This is a genomic window from Kitasatospora sp. NPDC051702 (assembly GCF_040681575.1).
Taxonomy (GTDB): Bacteria; Actinomycetota; Actinomycetes; order Streptomycetales; family Streptomycetaceae; genus Kitasatospora.
This window is the reverse complement of record NZ_JBFAZB010000036.1, coordinates 53,255-70,934: the sequence shown is the minus strand read 5'-3', so window position 1 is coordinate 70,934 and position 17,680 is coordinate 53,255. Positions and strand designations below refer to the sequence as shown.

Here is a 17,680-nt window from a genome sequence, read left to right as displayed (position 1 = left end):
GGTACCGCAGGACCAGGACCAGGGCCAGGACCGGCGGTACGGCGGCGGCCGGGGCCGCCCGGTCCGTCAGAAGACCATCAGAAGACCGTCAGAGGGCCATCAGAGGGCGGTCAGAAGAGCAGTGGATCGGCCCAGCCGGAGGCGAGCAGCCCGCAGAGCAGCAGCACGGCGGTGACGGCGACCGCCTCCGCGCGGCCGAAGCCGAGGTCCGAGCGCCGCCGCGACGGTGCGGCGACCTCCCCGACGGTGGCCCCGTTGCCGCCGTGCAGGAGCGGCCGGAGCGACCGGATGAGCGGGATCATGGTGTACGCGGTGAGCGCGAGCAGTGCGGCGAGCGCCCAGTAGGGCTGCCAGCCGTTGAGCGCGGCGGCGCGGACGAGTCCGGCGACGCCGGCGAGGACGACGAACCCGAGCCAGCCGACCCCGATCCGGGCGACCGTCCGGGCGAGGGAGCTGCCGCCCGACACGGCGCCGGTGGGCACCCAGTCGGCACTGCGGCGGCGCAGCGCGTGCGCGATCGCGACCACGTGGCAGAGCCCGCCGAGGAGTTGGACCCGGGTGACCTCGAAGCGCCACCGGGTGCGGGACATCGCGGGCAGCAGGACGAGCGCGACCCAGATCGGCGGCAGGAAGGGCAGGACCTGCCAGGGTTCGATCTCGTCGGGGGCGAAGAACAGCATGATCAGGGCGGGCAGCGGGACGGCGAAGACGTTCACCGCGCTGGTGACGTAGCCGAGGATGCCGTTCCAGAAGCAGAGCCGGGCGGAGCGGGAGAGCGGTCCGCGGCGGAAGCCGGGGTCGCCGACCAGCGCCAGGGAGCCGAGGCACCAGCGGTACTGCTGGCTGATGAAGGCGGGCAGGCCGGTGGGCGACATGCCCTTGGCGACCAGGGCGGGCACGTACCGGGTGGTCCACCCGGCGCGGGCGAGCGAGAGGCCGGTGTAGAGGTCCTCGCTGTGGTCGATCTCGGCGAAGCCGCCGACGCGCATGAGTGCGGCGCGCCGGTAGAGCGCGTTGGTGCCGCAGCAGACGGTGCCGTCCTGTGCGTCCCGGGAGGGCTGGATCCAGCGGTAGAAGATCTCCTGGGTGGCTCCCGCGGCGCGTTCGAGCCAGGACATGTCGGCGTCCGTGTCGAAGCACTGCGGGCTCTGCACGATGCCGACCTCGGGGTTGTCGAGGTAGGGCACCAGGTGGTGCAGGAAGTCGGGGCGGGGGCAGAAGTCGGCGTCCAGGACGGCGACGATCTCGCCGTTGCCCTCGGCCAGGCCGTGGTTGAGGTTGCCGGCCTTCTTGAACCGGCCGCGGTCGGGGCGGGCGCAGTACCGGAAGCCGTAGGACTCGGCGAGTTCGCGCACCTCGGGGCGGGCGGCGTCGTCGAGGACCAGGACGGTCAGTTCGCCGGGCCACCGGACGGCGGCGGTGTGGCGGTAGGCGTTGTCCAGGACGGCCAGCGGTTCGCCCGCGGTCGGCAGCAGCAGGTCGACGCTCGGGTGGCGGGCGGGCTGCCAGGCGCGCATCAGCAGGTCGTGCGAGTCGCGGGTGTAGCGGCGGGCGCGCTGGCCGTCGGTGAGCGAGAGCAGCCAGGTGGCCGCGTTGAGCACGGTGAGCACGAGGAAGGGCCAGAGCAGCGGCCGGCTCAGCGCGAACAGGCCGAGAGCCGCGGTGGCTCCCGCGTAGGAGAGGGTGGCGCAGAGCAGCACCCAGCGGCGCTGCGGGCCGAAGTACCAGTAGAGCTCCTCGTCGCCGGGTGGGCTGGGCAGTCGGAGACCGGGGTCGGCCGGTATCAGGCGCGGACCGGGGTCGGGTGCGGGCATGGCGGTGCCATGGAGTACGGGCATGCGGAGATGGCCCCCCTGGGCATGGGACGGAACGTGGCCGTTCGCCCTCAGCTTCTCACATTGGCCTAGACCAATCATGAACGAGGTATGACATCTCCGCATCGCCCCTGGTCAGTGAGTTGACGTGACATCACACCCCGACCGCGGGTCGAGCGGACGCCGACCGGGGCCCGAGCCGGCGCCGCCCGCACCCGGCCGCTCAGGCCTGCTTGAGCACCTTCGTCAGCTTCTCGAACCGCAGGTCGGAGCGGAGCGGGATGCCGAACCGCTCGTCGCCGTACGGGAACGGGGTGAAGACGCCGGTCCGGCGGAAGCCGCGCCGCTCGTACCAGGCGATCAGGTCGGCGCGCTGCTCGATCACGCTCATCTCCAGCTCGTCGACGCCCCACTCCTCCCCGGCCAGCCGCTCCGCCTCCGCGAGCACGGCCCGGCCGATGCCGCCGCCCTGCAGACCGGGACGCACCGAGAACATGCCGAAGTAGGCGCGGTCGCCGCGGTGCTCCAACTGGCAGCAGGCCACCAGCTCGCCGTCGCGCTCGGCCAGCAGCAGCACCCCGTCCGCGTGGCCGATCACCTCGGCGACGCCGTCCGCGTCGGTGCGCTGGCCCTCCAGCAGGTCCGCCTCGGTGGTCCAGCCGGCCCGGCTGGCGTCGCCGCGGTAGGCGGACTCGACCAGCTCGACCAGGGCCGGCACGTCGGCGAGGGTGGCGGTGCGGAAGACGGGCCCCGCGGCAGGCCGGGCGGGGCTGGTGGGGATGGTCTCGGACATGTCGGGTCCTCTCCTGCGTGCGGGCGCCGCCCGCCCCTCGTTCCGGGCGGGCGCGGCGCGGGCCGTCCCTGGCGACCGGCCTGCGGGCATCGTGCCACAGGGCCCGGACCGGGCCCCGGGCGCGGGACCTGCGGGAACGGAACGGCCGGCGGCGCCGAACGCCTGGGCGGCGAAGGCCGCCCTGGCCCGCCCTGACGCCGGTGCCCGCCGACGGCTCCGTCCGACACCCCTCACCCGTGTCGGACGGGCTACGCCCGGGCGGTCGGGCTGCGCCGACGCGCGGCGGCCCGGGTGGCTCTGCTTCGATGGGGGCGTCATCACCGCCGCCCGCGAGGAGTAAGACCCTGAGTACGTCGTTCGCCGAGGCCCTGTCCCTCGGACTGCTGGTGCTGGTGCTGGTCTGCGCGGTGGTGCGGCCGTGGGGGTGGCCGGAGGCCGTGGTCGCCGTCCCCGCCGCCGGGCTGGTGATCGCCACCGGCGCGATCTCGCCGGCGCACGCGGCGGCCGAGGCCGAGCGTCTGGGGCCGGTGATCGGCTTCCTCGCCGCCGTCCTCGTCCTGGCGCAGCTCTGTGACGACGAGGGCCTGTTCCGCGCCTGCGGAGCGTGGATGGCCCGGACGTCCGCCGGGAGTCCGCGGCGGCTGCTGGCGCAGGTGTTCGCGGTCGCGTCCGTGATCACGGCGGTGCTCAGCCTGGACGCCACCGTCGTGCTGCTCACGCCGGTGGTGTTCGTCACCGCCGCCCGGATCGGCGCCCGCCCCAAACCGCACCTGTACGCCTGCACCCACCTGTCGAACACGGCCTCACTGCTGCTTCCCGTCTCGAACCTGACCAACCTGCTGGCCTTCGCCGCCAGTGGACTGACCTTCACCCGGTTCGCCGCGCTGATGGCGCTGCCGTGGCTGGCGGCCATCGCCGTCGAGTACGTCGTGCTGCGCCGGTTCTTCGCCGCCGACCTGGCCGCGGGCGCCCCGGCCGCGGGCGAGGTGACCGCACCGGAGCTGCCGGTGTTCGCCCTCGTCACCGTGGCCGGCACCCTCGCCGGGTTCGTCCTGGCCTCCGTGCTCGGGATCGATCCGGCCTGGGCGGCGCTGGCCGGCGCCCTGGTGCTGGCCGCCCGGGCGCTCGCCCAGCACCGCACCACCCCCGCGGCGGTCGTGCGCTCGGCCGCCGTGCCGTTCCTGGCCTTCGTCCTGGCGCTCGGCATCGTGGTCCGGGCCGTCGTCGACAACGGGCTGGCCTCCGCGCTCGGACACCTCGTCCCGCACGGCACCTCGCTGCCCGCCCTGCTCGGCACGGCCGCGCTGGCGGCGGTGCTGGCCAACGTCATCAACAACCTGCCGGCCACCCTGGTGCTGCTGCCGTTGGCCGTCCCGTCCGGCGCCGGTTCCGTCCTGGCGGTCCTGCTCGGGGTGAACATCGGCCCCAACCTCACCTACGCGGGCTCCCTGGCCACCCTGCTGTGGCGGCGCATCGTCCGTGAGCACGACACCGACATCGGCCTGGGCGAGTTCACCCGGCTCGGACTGCTCGTCGTGCCCGCCGCACTGCTCCTGGCCGTGGTGGCACTGTGGGGATCCCTGCAGATCGTCGGAGCATGAGGAGGATGAGCCCGTGACCGTCGTCGTCTGGATCGCCGAGGGCACCTGGCCCGCCTGTGTCGACGCCGCCCGAACGCACGCCCCGCGGGGCGCGGAGATCGTCATGTTGCACGTCAGCGGTGAGGAGGTGGCGGGCGTCGCGCACGGCGCGTTCGCCGGGCTGCTCGGCCGCGGTCACCGCGAGCGGGACCCCGGCAGCCGGGTGGACAGCCTGGCAGCGGCCTCCGGCCGACACCTCCTGGACGCCGCCGCCGACCGCCTCGGCCTCCCCTGCACCCGTCTGGAGCGCACCGGACGGGTCGAACGCGAGGTCGTCGCGGCGGCCGGGGGCGCCGAGCTGCTCGTCCTCGCGCGCGACGGCGACCGCACCCGACTCGGGCCGCACAGCCTCGGCCCCGCGACCCGCTTCGTCGTCGACCACGCGCCCTGTCCCGTCCTGCTGGTCTGGCCGGAACCGGCACCGGACACCGCGACGATCCCTCCCGCGCCCGACCGGCCGTAGCGGCGCGCCCGGGCGGTGCCCCCGCGCGGTGCCTGCGACCGGTCGCCGCCGGCCGGTGCCCCGCGGTCGGTGCCGCCGGTCGGCGTCGGTCAGGAACGCCCGACGTCCGGCAGCGGCCGGGGCCCGACGGGGATCCGTTCCCCCTCGGCCGGGTGGTCGCGCAGCCGGCGCTCGGTGGTGTTGACGTGCACCGGTGCGGCGGCCCGGACGAGGTCCGCGTCCCGGGCGACGAGGGCCCGGTGGATCGCCTCGCGCTCGGCGACGGTCCGCCCGGCCGCGTCCGCGTCGGCCAGCCCTCGCCACACCCGGGCCCTCGGGGTGCGTCCGGAGATCCGCTCCGGCAACGTGGCCAGGGTCTCGTTGCGGGCGGCGCGGTTGCTGCTCCGTCCCGCCCGGGGGCGGCGGGCCGCCCGACGGCGCGGCGTGTAAGTTACAGCGTCTTATGGGAGCGCTCCCGCGACTATTGACGCCGTTTCTCGCGTCCTGGCTTTATGTGAAGGGATCGCCGTGCCCCGAATGGGCACGTTCCCACCACTCTTCGCGATCCCGTCAGGAACCCCACCCTTCCGAAAGGACCCGGACGTGCCTCAAACCGTCCTGCGTCGACTCCGTACGGCAGCGGCCGCCGCGCTGTTCGGCGCCACCGGCCTGCTGCCGAGCATCGGCGCCGTCGCCCCCGCACACGCCGCCCCCGCGGCCACCGTCCACGTCGCCAACCCGTTCGCCGGCGCGACCGGCTACCTCAACCCCGACTTCGGGGCCGAGGTCAAGGCCCAGGCCTCCGCCGACGGCGGCACGCTGGGCGGCCTCGAGTCCCAGGTCGCCGCCAACTCCACCGCCGTCTGGATGGACCGCATCGGCGCGATCGCCGGCGACAGCGCCCACCTCGGCCTCCGGGCCCATCTGGACCACGCGCTCACCCAGCAGCAGGGGTCCGCGCCGGTCGTCTTCCAGGTCGTCGTCTACGACCTGCCAGGCCGGGATTGCGCCGCGATCGCCTCCAACGGCGAACTCCCGGCCACAGCGGCCGGGTTGAACACCTACGAGACCCAGTACATCGACCCGATCGCGGCCGTGCTGGCCGATCCGAAGTACGCCGGCATCCGGATCGCCGCCGTCATCGAGCCGGACTCGCTGCCCAACGCCGTGACCAACCAGTCCAAGCCGACCTGCGCCACCGCCACCCCGTACTACGAGTCGGGCATCGAGTACACGCTCAACAAGCTGCACGCGATCCCCAACGTGTACAACTACCTTGACATCGGGCACGCGGGCTGGCTCGGCTGGTCCACCAACATGGTTCCGGCGGGCAAGGAGTACGCCAAGGTCGCGCAGGCCACGACGGCCGGGTTCGCCAGCATCGACGGCTTCGTCAGCGACACCGCCAACACCACCCCGCTCACCGAGCCGTTCCTCACCAACCCCGACCTGACGATCGGCGGGCAGCCGCTCAAGTCGGCGAACTTCTACCAGTACAACCCGGTGTTCGACGAGTACCACTACGCCACGGCGATGTACTCCACCCTGGTCTCCAACGGGTTCCCGAGCAGCATCGGCATGCTGGTCGACACCTCGCGCAACGGCTGGGGCGGCCCGGCCCGGCCCGCCGCGCTCAACTCCGCCCCCACCACGGTGGACGCGTACGTCGCGGCCAACAAGGTCGACCAGAAGCCCTTCCGCGGCGACTGGTGCAACATCAACGGCGCGGGCATCGGGGAACGCCCGCGGTCCCAGCCGTACGGCACGGGCAGCCCGATCATCGCGTTCCTCTGGGTCAAGCCGCCGGGTGAGTCGGACGGCGACTACCCCGACGCCTCCCACCCCCACGGCGACCCGCACTGCGACCCGGCCGGCACCCAGAGCGACGGCAACGGCAACACCTACCCGACCGACTCCATCCCCGGCAGCAACATCCCGGCCGGACAGTGGTTCCCGGCCCAGTTCCGGCAGCTCGTGCAGAACGCCTACCCGGCGTTCGGCGGGGGCTCCGGCGGCGACACCGGCCCGACCGTCCCCGGCGGACTGGCCGTCACCGGCGTCACCAGCACCAGCGTGTCGCTCAGCTGGACGGCCTCCAGCGACCCCGCCGGCGTGACGGGCTACTCGGTGTACCGGAACGGGGCCAAGGTCGCGACCGTGGCAGCCACCGGCTACACCGACACCGGGCTCTCCCCCGCCACCGCCTACCAGTACACCGTCACGGCGCTGGGCGCGGCCGGTAAGGTCTCCGCCCCCTCCGCCGCGGTGACGGGCACCACGACGTCGAGCGGTGGCGGCGGCAGCAGCGGCTGCTCCGCCGGCTACGCGGTCGGCAACGACTGGGGCAGCGGCTTCACGGCCGGCGTGACCGTCACCAACACCGGCAGCAAGGCGACCAAGTCCTGGACGGTCACCTGGAGCTGGGGCGGCAACCAGCAGATCACCAACAGCTGGAACGCCGTCACCTCCCAGAGCGGCGGCGCGGTGACGGCCACCGGCCAGGCCTACAACGGAGCGTTGGCACCCAACGGCACCACCAGTTTCGGCTTCCAGGCGACGTACTCGGGCGGCAACACCGCTCCGACGCTGAGCTGCACCGCGAGCTGACCCGCACCGCGGGTCGACACCGCGCCGCGAGCTGACCTCATCGGCCGGGGCCGCACCAGCGGCCCCGGCCCCCACCCACGAGGAGTCGGCATGTCCCGTACCGCCCGCACCGCCCCACCCCGCACCGCCGCACTCGCGGCCGCCACCGCCGCGTGCGCCGCCCTGGCCGTGCTCCCCCTCACCGCCTCGGCGGCCGCCTCCGCCCCGGCCCCCGCCGCCGGCCCCTCCTGCGACGTGAGCTACGCCGTCAACGACTGGGGCAGCGGATTCACCGCCAACGTCACCATCACCGACACCGGCACCACCCCCGTCAACGGCTGGACCCTCCGCTACTCCTACTCCGGCAACCAGACCCTCCGGAACGGCTGGAACGGCACCTGGACCCAGACCGGACAGACCGTCACCGTCACCAACCCCGACTACGCCCCCACCATCAACCCCGGCTCCGGCTACACCACCAGCGCCAACTTCACCTACAGCGCCACCAATACCGCCCCCGCCGCCTTCACCGTCAACGGCACCCCCTGCGGGCCGCGGTCGAGCCCGTCGCCCAGCCCCTCCCCCACCCCGACCACCACGCCGACCGTCACGCCGACCTCCGCGCCGCCGGACGGGCGGGCCCCGGCCGTGCACGTCTCGGGCCGGACACTGGCGAAGGCCGACGGCACGCCGATCACCCTGCACGGCGTCAACCGGTCGGGGGCCGAGTTCATGTGCGTCCAGGGCCGCGGCTTCTTCGACGGCCCGGCCGACCAGGCGTCCGTCACCGCGATGAAGGCCTGGCACGTCAACGCCGTCCGGATACCGCTCAACGAGGACTGCTGGCTCGGCCACTCCGACGTCGACCCCGCCTACGCCGGTCCGGCCTACATCGGCGCGGTGCGGAGCTACGTCGACCTGCTGGAGCGGAACGGCCTGGTGGCGGTCCTGGACCTGCACTGGAGCGACGGGGTCTACACCGGACCGTCCTCCGGCTGCCCGGACGCCAACGCCACCTGCCAGAAGCCCATGCCGGACGCCGCCGGTGCGATCCCCTTCTGGACGTCGGCGGCGCAGACCTTCAAGGGGGACGACGCGGTCGTCCTGGACCTGTTCAACGAGCCGTACCCGTCGCGCGCCACCGGCAGCGCGGAGAGCGGCTGGGCCTGCTGGCGCGACGGCGGCACCTGCCCCGGTATCGGCTACCAGGTCGCCGGGATGCAGGCGATGGTCGACGCGGTGCGCTCGACCGGCGCCGACAACGTCCTCCTGCTGGGCGGCCAGGAGTACGCCAACGACCTCACCCAGTGGGCCGCGCACCAACCCGCCGACCCGCTGCACAACCTGGCCGCGTCCTGGCACTCGTACAACTTCAACGCGTGCCGGAGCAGCTCCTGCTGGGAGGGCCAGATCGCCCCGCTGGCCGACCGGGTGCCGGTCGTCGCGGGCGAGCTGGGCGAGAACGACTGCGCACACGGCTACCTGGACACCCTGCTGCCCTGGCTGGACCAGCACGGCGTCTCCTACCTCGCCTGGACCTGGAACACCTGGGACTGCGGCAGCGGCCCGTCGCTGATCAGCTCCTACGACGGCACGCCGACGGCCTTCGGCGCCGGCTACCGCGCCCACCTGGCCGGCACGTAGGGCCCCGGCCGGACCGGCTCACGAGGACTCCCGCACCACCAGTTCCGTCGGCAGGACCGTCTGCCGGCGGAACCGGCCCGGCTGGGCGATCTCCTTGAGCAGCGACCTGACCATCAACCGCCCCATCTCCTCGGTGGGTTGCCGGACACTGGTCAGCGGCGGCTCGGTGTGCCGCGCGACCACGGAGTCGTCGAAACCGACCACGGCGACGTCCTGCGGCACCCGCCGGCCCGCCTCGCGCAGCGCCCGCAGCGCACCCGCCGCCGTCAGGTCCGACGCGCAGAACACGGCGTCCAGGTCGGGCCGGCGGGCGAGCAGCTCCCGCATGCCCTCGCGGCCGCCGCGCTCGGTGAAGTCCCCGTGCGCGACGAGCCCCTCGTCCGCCGGTACCGCGGCCTCGGCGAGCGCCTGGCGGTAGCCGGCCAGGCGTGCCACGGCGCCCTCCATGTCGAGCGGCCCGGTGACGGTCCCGATGGCCGTCCTGCCGCGGGACAGCAGGTGCCGGACGGCCGCACGGGCACCGCCCGCATTGTCGGCCAGCACGTAGCTCAGCGGCTCCTGCTCCGACCGGCGGCCGGCGAGGACGGCGGGCAGCTCCAGCTGCTCCAGCAGCTCGGGGAGCGGATCGTCCTGGTGCACCGAGACCAGCAGGACGCCGTCCACCCGGCGGGCGGTGAGGTAGCGGGTCAGCCGTTCCCGCTCGCGTTCGTCGCGCACCAGCACCAGCAGCAACTGCAGGTCAGTTCCGGCGAGTTCGGCGGACACCCCGGTGATGATGTCGGAGAAGTAGGGCTCGGAGCTGAGTTTCGCGACACTCTCGGGGACGACCAGCGCGACGGCGTCGGTCCGGGACGTGACCAGGGAGCGGGCCGCCTGGTTGGGGACGTAGCCGAGTTCCGCGATGGCCTGTTCGACCGCCGCGCGGGCCTTGGCACTCACCTTGGGCGAGCCGTTGACGACCCGGGACACCGTGCCCCGGCCCACCCCCGCCCGTGCTGCCACCGCCTCCAGGGTGGGGCGGGCAGCGGGCGGTTGCTGCGCGGCTGGAGTCATGATCCTTCTCCCGGGCGACGACGGACGGCGACGACCGCGGCGAGGGAGCTCGGACGACACGGTCCAGTAACGGAGCCGTTGCACTCCCTTGACATGCCTCGCGCGGCAACGCAATCTTCCCACATCGATGTGGGAGCGCTCCCACTTCAGCCTCGATCCACCGTCGCGCGACGCGCACTCCCACCACGTTCCGAGCACCGTTCCGTCGCCCCACCGCGCGGCACGGCCATGCCCCCAGCCTGGACAAGGAGATTCGGCCATGCGGAACCCCGGCACCACTCACGGTGGCAGAGCCACCGCCCCCCTCCCCGTGCGCAAGCTGCCCAAGCCCCTGCTGAGCGCCGCGACCGCCGCGCTGTGCGCCCTCCTGGTCGCCGGATGCGGCAGCTCGGGCTCCGGCTCCGACACATCGGCCTCCGGCGGCAGGATCACGCTGACGATCGGCGACTACGGCACGTTCGGATACAAGGAGGCCGGCCTCTTCGACGCCTACATGCGGGAGCACCCCGGCATCACCGTCGTGGAGCACACCGTCGAACAGGAGACGGACTACTACCCCGCCCTGCAGACCCACCTCGCCTCCAGCAGCGGTCTGGACGACATCCAGGCCGTCGAGGTCGGCCGGATCGCCCAGGTGGTGAAGAAGCAGGCCGACAAGTTCGTCGACCTCGGCACGGCGGACGGCGTCGACAAGGCCGCCTTCCTGCCGTGGAAGTCGCAGCAGGCCAGCACGCCGGACGGCCGCACCATCGGCCTGGGCAGCGACATCGGCCCGATGGCGATCTGCTACCGCAAGGACCTTTTCCAGCAGGCCGGGCTGCCCACCGACCGGGAGGAGGTGGCCAAGCTCTGGCAGGGCGACTGGGCCAGGTTCCTGGAGACGGGCAAGCAGTACCAGGCCAAGGCGCCCGCCGGCACCTTCTTCACCGACTCCGCAGGCGGCCTGTTCAACGCCGTGGTGTCCTCCAGCACCACCCAGTACGACGACGCCGACGGCCGGCTGGACTACAAGAACAGCCCCAGCGTCAAGAACGCCTGGAACCTGGCGACCGGCGCCGTCCAGGCCGGGATCAGCGCCGGCCTCAAGCAGTTCGACACACCGTGGTACCAGGCGTTCGCCAACTCCAGGTTCGCCACCCTCGCCTGCCCGTCCTGGATGACGGCCATCGTCGCCGACAAGTCCGGAAGCGCCAACCAGGGCAAGTGGGACATCGCCTCCCCGCCGGCCGCCGGCAACTGGGGCGGCTCCTTCCTCTCCGTGCCGAAGGCCGGCAAGCACCAGAAGGAGGCCGCGGCACTCGCCGCCTGGCTCACCTCGCCCGCGCAGCAGGCCAAGGTCTTCACCACGGTCGGCAACCTGCCGTCCAACACCAAGGCGCTGAGCCAGCCGGAGGTGCAGAACGCCCGGCTCGCCTTCTTCGGCGACACGCCCACCGGCCGGATCTACGCCGCCACCGCGCAGTCCATCCGGCCGACCGTGATCGGCGAGTGGGACGGCCTGGTCAAGGACACCCTCACCAACGGCGCCCTGCTCAGCATCGAGCAGCACCAGAGCGACCCCGCCAAGGCGTGGAGCAACGCGGTCAAGGAGATCGACGACAAGGTGGGCGACTGACGCCCGGCCCCGCCGTCCCGGCCGGCCCGGCCGGGACGGCCCGCCCTCCAGAGAGGTCTTCCCCATGCTCGACGAGGCCGTCCCCGCCACTTCCCCCCGCAGACCACGCCCCGGTCCCCCGCCGCCCCGCCCCTGGCGTGCCCGCCTCTACCGGTGGGACCTCAAGGCCTCGCCGTACCTGTACGTCGCGCCGTTCTTCCTCTGCTTCCTCGCGTTCGGCCTGTTCCCGCTGATCTACACGGGCTGGGTGTCCCTGCACGGCGTCGACCTGCAGACGTCCGACCAGATGCAGTGGCGGGGCCTCGACAACTACACCCGGCTGCTCCACGACGACCTGTTCTGGAACGCCCTGCGCAACACCGTCACCGTCGGCGTGCTGTCCACCGTCCCGCAGTTGCTGATGGCCCTCGGGCTGGCCCACCTGCTGAACTACCGCCTGCGCGGCCGCGGCTTCTTCCGGATCGCGATGCTCGCGCCGTACGCCACCTCGATCGCGGCCGCGACCCTGGTGTTCACGCTGCTGTTCGGGCGGGACTACGGGATGATCAACTGGCTGCTGGGCAACCTCGGCCTGGACCACGTCGACTGGGAGGGCGGCACCTGGACCTCCCAGATCGCCATCTCCACGATCGTCACCTGGCGCTGGACGGGCTACAACGCGCTGGTCTACCTCGCCGCCATGCAAGCCGTCCCGCACGACCTGTACGAGGCGGCGGCGCTCGACGGCGCCAACCGGTGGAAGCAGTTCCGGCACGTCACGGTGCCGTCCATCCGGCCCACCATCCTGTTCACCGTCGTGGTCTCCGGCATCGGGGCCACCCAGCTCTTCGGCGAGCCGCTGCTGTTCGGCGGCGGAGCGACGGGCCACAGCGGCGGATCGGCCCACCAGTACCAGACGCTCGGACTGTACCTGTACGACCAGGGCTGGTACGCCTTCCACCTCGGCCGGGCTGCCGCCGTGGCCTGGACCATGCTGCTGCTCCTGCTGGCCGTCGGCGTGCTCAACCTCGCCCTGGTCCGCATCCGCCGATCCCGGAACGGGGGTTGACAGCGATGGCCGTCACAACCGGACGACGACGCGCGGGCGCGCGCGGCCTGACGGGAGCCGGACCGTTCACGTACGCCGTGCTGATCCTGGTCGCCGTGCTCTCGCTGTTCCCGCTGTACTGGACACTGGTCGGCGCCTCGACCTCGGGCAGCCGGATCGCGCAGACCCCGCCCCCGCTGCTCCCCGGCGCTAACCTGTGGCACAACCTCGACATCGCCTGGAACCAGGTCCACATGGGCCAGGCGCTGCTCAACTCCGTCGTGGTGGCGGGCTGCGTGACCGCCAGCACCGTGCTCTTCGCGACGCTGGCCGGCTTCGCCTTCGCCAAACTGCCGTTCCGCGGCCGCAACGCCCTGCTGAGCCTGGTGGTGGCGACCATGACGGTGCCCGCCCAGCTGAGCGTCATCCCGCTCTACCAGATCATGGCGCAGCTGCACTGGACCGACCGGCTACAGTCGGTGATCCTCCCCAACCTGGTGGCCGCGTTCGGGGTCTTCTTCATGCGGCAGTTCCTCTCGGAGGCGTTGCCGATCGAACTGGTCGAGGCCGCCCGGGTGGACGGCGCGAGCAGCCTGCGGATCCTGTGGAGCGTGGTGCTGCCGATCGCCCGGCCCGGGATGGCCGTGCTCGGCATGCTGGTCTTCGTGCAGTCCTGGAACGACTTCTTCTGGCCGCTGATCGCGCTGAGCCAGAGCAATCCGACCGTCCAGGTCGCACTGGCCGGTCTCGGCGGGGGTTCGTACGACTCCGACCAGGCCGTCATCCTCACCGGCTCGCTGCTCGGGACCGCGCCGTTGCTGCTGGTGTTCGCCCTGCTGGGCAGGCAGGTCGTCGGGGGCATCACCGCCGGCGCCGTCAAGAACTGACGTGCCGTCAACCACGCTCTGAGAAACGGAGAAGCCAGCGATGACTTCCGCACGGACCGAGTCGACCCCGGTCGACACCAGCGCCTTCCCCCCCGGTTTCCTCTGGGGAGCAGCCACCGCCGCCTACCAGATCGAGGGGGCCGTCGACGTGGACGGCCGGACCCCGTCGATCTGGGACACCTTCAGCCGCACCCCGGGGCGAACGGCCGGCGGCGACACCGGCGACCGCGCCACCGAGCACTACCTCCGCTACCGCCAGGACGTCCGGCTGATGAGCGAACTGGGCCTGGGGGCTTACCGGTTCTCCGTGTCCTGGACGCGGGTGCAGCCGACCGGGCGCGGCCCGGTCGTCGAACGGGGCATGGACTTCTACCGGCGCCTGGTGGACGAGCTGCTGGAGCACGGCATCCAGCCCGCCGTGACGCTCTACCACTGGGACCTCCCGCAGGACTTGGAGGACCTCGGAGGCTGGCCGGTGCGCACCACCGCGGAACGGTTCGCGGACTACGCCGCACTGGTGGCTGACGCCCTCGGCGACCGGGTCGGCATCTGGACCACCCTCAACGAACCCTGGTGCTCGGCCTTCCTCGGCTACGGCTCCGGGGTGCACGCACCGGGCCGAGCCGACTGGACGGCCGCGCTGCGCGCGGCCCACCACCTCAACCTCGGCCACGGCCTCGCGGTCGAGGCACTGCGCGCGGCGCTTCCCGTCGCGGCGCGGATCGCGGTGTCGCTCAACCTGCACGAGGTGCGGCCGCTCACCGAGTCCGCCGCGGACCGCGAGGCGGCCCGCCGGATCGACGCGGTGGGCAACCGCGTCTTCACCGGGCCGATGCTGAGCGGCGCCTACCCCGACGACCTGCTCGCCGACACGGAGCACCTGGTCGACTGGCGGGCTCTGGTCCACGACGGTGACCTGGCCGCGATCGCCCGTCCGATCGACCTGCTGGGCGTCAACTACTACACCCCCACCGTGACGTCCGCCCTGCCGCCCGGCCAGGCCCCGGGCCAGGCGACAGCGGGCGACGCGGGCCACGGCGACGGTGAGCAGTCCCCCTTCGCCGGCTGCGCCGACGTGCTCTTCCACCGCGCACCCGGTCGGCGCACCGACATGGGGTGGCCGATCGACCCGACAGGTCTGACCGACCTGCTCCTGCGGATCCACCGCGAACACCCCGGGCTGCCCTTGATGGTCACCGAGAACGGCGCCGCCTTCGACGACCGGCTGACGCCGGAGGGCACGGTGCACGACCCGCAGCGGATCGACTACCTGCGCGGACACCTCGACGCCGTCCGGCGGGCGATCGCCGCCGGGGCGGACGTCCGCGGCTACTTCCTCTGGTCGCTGATGGACAACTTCGAGTGGGCGCACGGGTACGGCAAGAGGTTCGGTCTGTACTACGTGGACTACGCCACCCAGGCCCGGATCGCCAAGGACAGCGCCCGGTGGTACGCGGAGGTGATCCGCGCGGGCGCGGTGCCTGACCAGCGCGGGTGAGGGCGTCGGATCCCTTGACGCTGGTCGTTCAACCGACCAAGCTGGCAGCGGTGGGTGGACCGGCACGCGTGACGGGTTCGGGGTGCAGTTCCCGTGTCGAGCCTCGATCCAGGACGGCCCCATGCCCCAGCCCCCACGCAGCAACGGCCCCGCTCCGACCCTGGCCGAGGTCGCCCGGCACGCCGGTGTCTCCACCGCGACCGCCTCCCGGGTGCTGAACCGCTCCGCCCCGGTCTCGCTCGACGTGGCCGCCCGAGTGGAGCGGGCGGCGCGCGAGTTGGCGTACGTCCGCCGCCGGGCGGCCAGTGCCCGGGTGACCGGCGTGGTCGCCGTCGTGGTCTTCGCCGATCCGGTGCAGTACCACACCGACACCTTCCCCGTCCGGCTGCTGGCGGGGTTACGGCGCTCCGTACCGGGCGCGGAACGGGAGCTGGCCGTCTTCACGGTGCCGAGGCGTTCCCGGCGGCGACCCCTGGTGCGCTACCTGTGCGGCGGCCACGTCGACGGCGTGCTGCTGGTCGGCCCCTGGGGGGACACCGCGCTCACCGGGCTGCTGCACGCGGCCAGGGTGCCCGTCGTGTCGCTGGGGCGGCCGCCGGAGCCGGGGGCGGTGGCGTTCGTGGACGCGGACAACCTCACCGGCGCCAGGGACGCGGTGCGACGCCTGTGCGCGTCCGGGCGCCGGTCGGTGGCGACCATCGCGGGGCCACCGGACACCGCCGCCGGCGCGGATCGGCTGGCCGGCTACCGCCAGGCGGTGGCCTCGACAACCTCGGCACGGCCCGCCGTCGCCTACGGCGACTTCGGCAGTGCCTCCGGTGAACACGCGATGCAGCGGCTGCTGGACCAGCACCCCGAGCTGGACGCGGTCTTCGCCGCCTCCGACCAGATGGCCGTGGGAGCCCTCCGGACCCTGCGGCGACACGGCCTGCGGGTGCCGCAGGACGTCGCGCTGATCGGCTTCGACGACGCCCCCGTCGCCACGCGCTGCCGGCCGGGCCTGACCACCGTGCGCCAGCCGGTGGAGGAACTCGGCTCCCGCGCGATGGAGTTGCTGCTCCGGAATCCGGAGCACGGGGAGTCGGTGGTGCTCCCCACCCGGTTGGTCGTCCGGGCGTCGGGCTGACCGCCGTACGCTCCCCGCGCCGCCCTCGCGCTCGGTCAGCGGAGCGGCGGCCGGGCGGAGCGGTGGGCGGGCGGAGCGACGGACGGGACCCTGGAGGTCGGAGCCGGCACGTCCGCCCGTACGTCCCGTCCCGGGAGACCCCTGAGCTGGACCTGGTGCACAACCCGTTCCCCCTGGTCGACGTGCCCGTCGCGGTCCGGCTGGCCGCCTCGCCGCGCTCGGTGCGCCTGCAGCCCGCAGGGCGGGACCTGCCCTGGGAGCACGACGGCGAGTACATCCACGTGCGGGTCACCACCGCGGACGGGCACGCCATGGTCGTGGTCGAGCACGACTGACCCTGCGGGGCGGCGTGGTGCCGTCGCCGGTCACCCGGCGGGGAGCAGTGTCGGGTCCGCCATGATGCGGCGGACCGTCGTCAGCGCCGCGCCCAGCAGGGGCCCGCGCCGCCCCAGGACGGACGGGCGCAGTGCCTCGGCCGCCCACGGCCGCACGGTGACCCGGGCGGCGAGCTCGGCGCGCACGGAGGGCAGCAGCCAGTCGGCGAGTTCGGCGTAGGCGCCGCCGAGGACGAGGCCGTCCGGGTCGATGAGGTCGACGGCGGAGGTGAGGGCCAGGCCGAGGGCCCGACCCGCGCGGTCCAGGGCCCGCAGGGTGGGCGCGTGCCCGGCCGCCGCCCGTTCGGCCAGCAGGGCGACGGGGTCGCCGGGGCCCGTCCCGGTGGGACCGCCCGCGGGGCTGCAGTGTGGCGGGAGGCCGGCCGCGCGCAGCACGGCCGCCTCGCCCGCGTACTGCTCCAGACAGCCGCGGGCGCCGCAGGCGCAGGCCGGGCCGTCCGGTCGGACGGGGAGGTGGCCGAGTTCGCCGGCGAAGCCGCGGGCGCCGCGGAACAGACGCCCGTCGATGACCAGGGCGGCACCGATCCCGGTCTCGGCCGACACGTGCACGAAGGTTTCCTCGGGCCGCCCGGCGTTCCAGTACTCGGCGAGCGCACCGAGGTTGGCCTCGTTCTCCGGCTCGGGCACCGTGCCCGGGTCCGGCCAGTGGTCGGCGAGCCGGACGCCGCTCCAGCCCAGGTTGGGCGCGCGTTCGACCAGTCCGCCGGGCCGGTTCGGCACCACTCCGGGCACGGCCAGCAGCCGGCCCGCGACGCGCAGCCCGAGGGCTTCGGCCTCCGCCTCCACCTCGGCGCCCAGCGCGGCGGCCTCCGCCAGTACCCGCCCCGCGGGGCGGCCCGCGTTGGGCCGTTCCACCCGGCGCCAGATCCGCGGCTCGCCGCGCAGGTCCGTCACACACGCGCCGAGGTGGGTGACGCCGATCTCCAGCCCGAGACCGGCCGGCCCTTCGTCGCACACGGTCAGGGCCCTTCCGGGGCGGCCGACCCGGCCACGGGCGGTGGCCGCCGCCTCGGTCACCGCGCCCCGGCCGATCAGCTCGTCGACCAGCGAGGAGACGGCCGCCCTGGTCAGCCCGACGCGCCCGGCGACGTCCGCGCGGGAGAGCGGGCCTTGCGCGGCGACCGCGCCGAGCACGACGGCCAGGTTCTGCCGCCGCATGT

15 protein-coding genes are annotated in these 17,680 nt (G+C 73.5%); 10 read left to right on the top strand and 5 right to left on the bottom strand.

The window, feature by feature from the left end:
• Positions 1-110: 110 nt before the first annotated feature.
• Positions 111-1,838, bottom strand: a complete 1,728-nt coding sequence (locus tag AB0N04_RS26560; RefSeq protein ID WP_360212153.1) for a glycosyltransferase family 2 protein — start codon at positions 1,836-1,838, stop codon at positions 111-113.
• Between the two features lie 199 nt (positions 1,839-2,037).
• Complete coding sequence (locus AB0N04_RS26555) at positions 2,038-2,607, bottom strand: GNAT family N-acetyltransferase (RefSeq protein ID WP_360212151.1); 570 nt, start codon at positions 2,605-2,607, stop codon at positions 2,038-2,040.
• Between the two features lie 305 nt (positions 2,608-2,912).
• Here AB0N04_RS26555 and AB0N04_RS26550 point away from each other — a divergent pair, with 305 nt between their 5' ends.
• Both AB0N04_RS26550 and AB0N04_RS26545 read left to right on the top strand, forming a co-directional pair.
• Positions 2,913-4,208, top strand: coding sequence for an SLC13 family permease (locus AB0N04_RS26550; RefSeq protein ID WP_360212149.1), 1,296 nt, complete (start codon positions 2,913-2,915; stop codon positions 4,206-4,208).
• A gap of 13 nt (positions 4,209-4,221) precedes the next feature.
• A complete protein-coding gene (locus tag AB0N04_RS26545; protein ID WP_360212147.1) occupies positions 4,222-4,710 on the top strand; it encodes a universal stress protein in 489 nt (162 codons plus the stop codon).
• A gap of 89 nt (positions 4,711-4,799) precedes the next feature.
• Here the strand turns inward: AB0N04_RS26545 and AB0N04_RS26540 are convergent, their stop codons facing one another.
• Positions 4,800-5,054 (bottom strand): hypothetical protein, encoded by a 255-nt coding sequence (locus AB0N04_RS26540; RefSeq protein ID WP_360212145.1) that lies wholly within the window; start codon positions 5,052-5,054, stop codon positions 4,800-4,802.
• A 238-nt stretch (positions 5,055-5,292) separates the two neighbouring features.
• Here AB0N04_RS26540 and AB0N04_RS26535 point away from each other — a divergent pair, with 238 nt between their 5' ends.
• Positions 5,293-7,296: a glycoside hydrolase family 6 protein gene (locus AB0N04_RS26535; RefSeq protein ID WP_360212143.1), complete on the top strand. Its 2,004-nt coding sequence runs from the start codon at positions 5,293-5,295 to the stop codon at positions 7,294-7,296.
• Between the two features lie 90 nt (positions 7,297-7,386).
• On the top strand, positions 7,387-8,919 hold the full coding sequence (locus tag AB0N04_RS26530) for a cellulase family glycosylhydrolase (protein WP_360212141.1): 1,533 nt from the start codon (positions 7,387-7,389) through the stop codon (positions 8,917-8,919).
• Between the two features lie 18 nt (positions 8,920-8,937).
• On the opposite strand, the gene AB0N04_RS26525 is transcribed toward AB0N04_RS26530, so the two are convergent.
• The gene (locus AB0N04_RS26525; RefSeq protein WP_360212139.1) at positions 8,938-9,972 is read right to left on the bottom strand and encodes a LacI family DNA-binding transcriptional regulator; all 1,035 of its coding nucleotides are present in this window, start codon (positions 9,970-9,972) and stop codon (positions 8,938-8,940) included.
• Positions 9,973-10,231: 259 nt separating this feature from the next.
• Here AB0N04_RS26525 and AB0N04_RS26520 point away from each other — a divergent pair, with 259 nt between their 5' ends.
• The 6 genes from AB0N04_RS26520 (at position 10,232) to AB0N04_RS26495 (ending at position 16,460) form a co-directional block, all read left to right on the top strand.
• Positions 10,232-11,587, top strand: a complete 1,356-nt coding sequence (locus tag AB0N04_RS26520) for an extracellular solute-binding protein (protein WP_360212137.1) — start codon at positions 10,232-10,234, stop codon at positions 11,585-11,587.
• A gap of 64 nt (positions 11,588-11,651) precedes the next feature.
• A complete protein-coding gene (locus tag AB0N04_RS26515; protein ID WP_360212135.1) occupies positions 11,652-12,635 on the top strand; it encodes a sugar ABC transporter permease in 984 nt (327 codons plus the stop codon).
• A 5-nt stretch (positions 12,636-12,640) separates the two neighbouring features.
• Complete coding sequence (locus AB0N04_RS26510) at positions 12,641-13,501, top strand: carbohydrate ABC transporter permease (protein ID WP_360212133.1); 861 nt, start codon at positions 12,641-12,643, stop codon at positions 13,499-13,501.
• 40 nt (positions 13,502-13,541) lie between these two features.
• Positions 13,542-14,999, top strand: a complete 1,458-nt coding sequence (locus AB0N04_RS26505) for a beta-glucosidase (protein WP_360212131.1) — start codon at positions 13,542-13,544, stop codon at positions 14,997-14,999.
• Positions 15,000-15,120: 121 nt separating this feature from the next.
• Positions 15,121-16,125 (top strand): LacI family DNA-binding transcriptional regulator, encoded by a 1,005-nt coding sequence (locus AB0N04_RS26500; protein ID WP_360212129.1) that lies wholly within the window; start codon positions 15,121-15,123, stop codon positions 16,123-16,125.
• 155 nt (positions 16,126-16,280) lie between these two features.
• On the top strand, positions 16,281-16,460 hold the full coding sequence (locus AB0N04_RS26495; protein WP_360212127.1) for a hypothetical protein: 180 nt from the start codon (positions 16,281-16,283) through the stop codon (positions 16,458-16,460).
• A 30-nt stretch (positions 16,461-16,490) separates the two neighbouring features.
• Here the strand turns inward: AB0N04_RS26495 and AB0N04_RS26490 are convergent, their stop codons facing one another.
• Positions 16,491-17,678: an ROK family transcriptional regulator gene (locus AB0N04_RS26490; RefSeq protein ID WP_360212125.1), complete on the bottom strand. Its 1,188-nt coding sequence runs from the start codon at positions 17,676-17,678 to the stop codon at positions 16,491-16,493.
• Positions 17,679-17,680 lie beyond the last annotated feature (2 nt).

Coding starts and splice junctions, on each gene's coding strand:
- AB0N04_RS26530 (WP_360212141.1), top strand. CDS start 7,387: ATGTCCCGTACCGCCCGCACCGCCCCACCCCGCACCGCCGCACTCGCG.
- AB0N04_RS26515 (WP_360212135.1), top strand. CDS start 11,652: ATGCTCGACGAGGCCGTCCCCGCCACTTCCCCCCGCAGACCACGCCCC.
- AB0N04_RS26510 (WP_360212133.1), top strand. CDS start 12,641: ATGGCCGTCACAACCGGACGACGACGCGCGGGCGCGCGCGGCCTGACG.
- AB0N04_RS26505 (WP_360212131.1), top strand. CDS start 13,542: ATGACTTCCGCACGGACCGAGTCGACCCCGGTCGACACCAGCGCCTTC.
- AB0N04_RS26550 (WP_360212149.1), top strand. CDS start 2,913: ATGGGGGCGTCATCACCGCCGCCCGCGAGGAGTAAGACCCTGAGTACG.
- AB0N04_RS26520 (WP_360212137.1), top strand. CDS start 10,232: ATGCGGAACCCCGGCACCACTCACGGTGGCAGAGCCACCGCCCCCCTC.
- AB0N04_RS26560 (WP_360212153.1), bottom strand. CDS start 1,838: ATGCCCGTACTCCATGGCACCGCCATGCCCGCACCCGACCCCGGTCCG.
- AB0N04_RS26555 (WP_360212151.1), bottom strand. CDS start 2,607: ATGTCCGAGACCATCCCCACCAGCCCCGCCCGGCCTGCCGCGGGGCCC.
- AB0N04_RS26525 (WP_360212139.1), bottom strand. CDS start 9,972: ATGACTCCAGCCGCGCAGCAACCGCCCGCTGCCCGCCCCACCCTGGAG.
- AB0N04_RS26490 (WP_360212125.1), bottom strand. CDS start 17,678: ATGCGGCGGCAGAACCTGGCCGTCGTGCTCGGCGCGGTCGCCGCGCAA.
- AB0N04_RS26500 (WP_360212129.1), top strand. CDS start 15,121: ATGCCCCAGCCCCCACGCAGCAACGGCCCCGCTCCGACCCTGGCCGAG.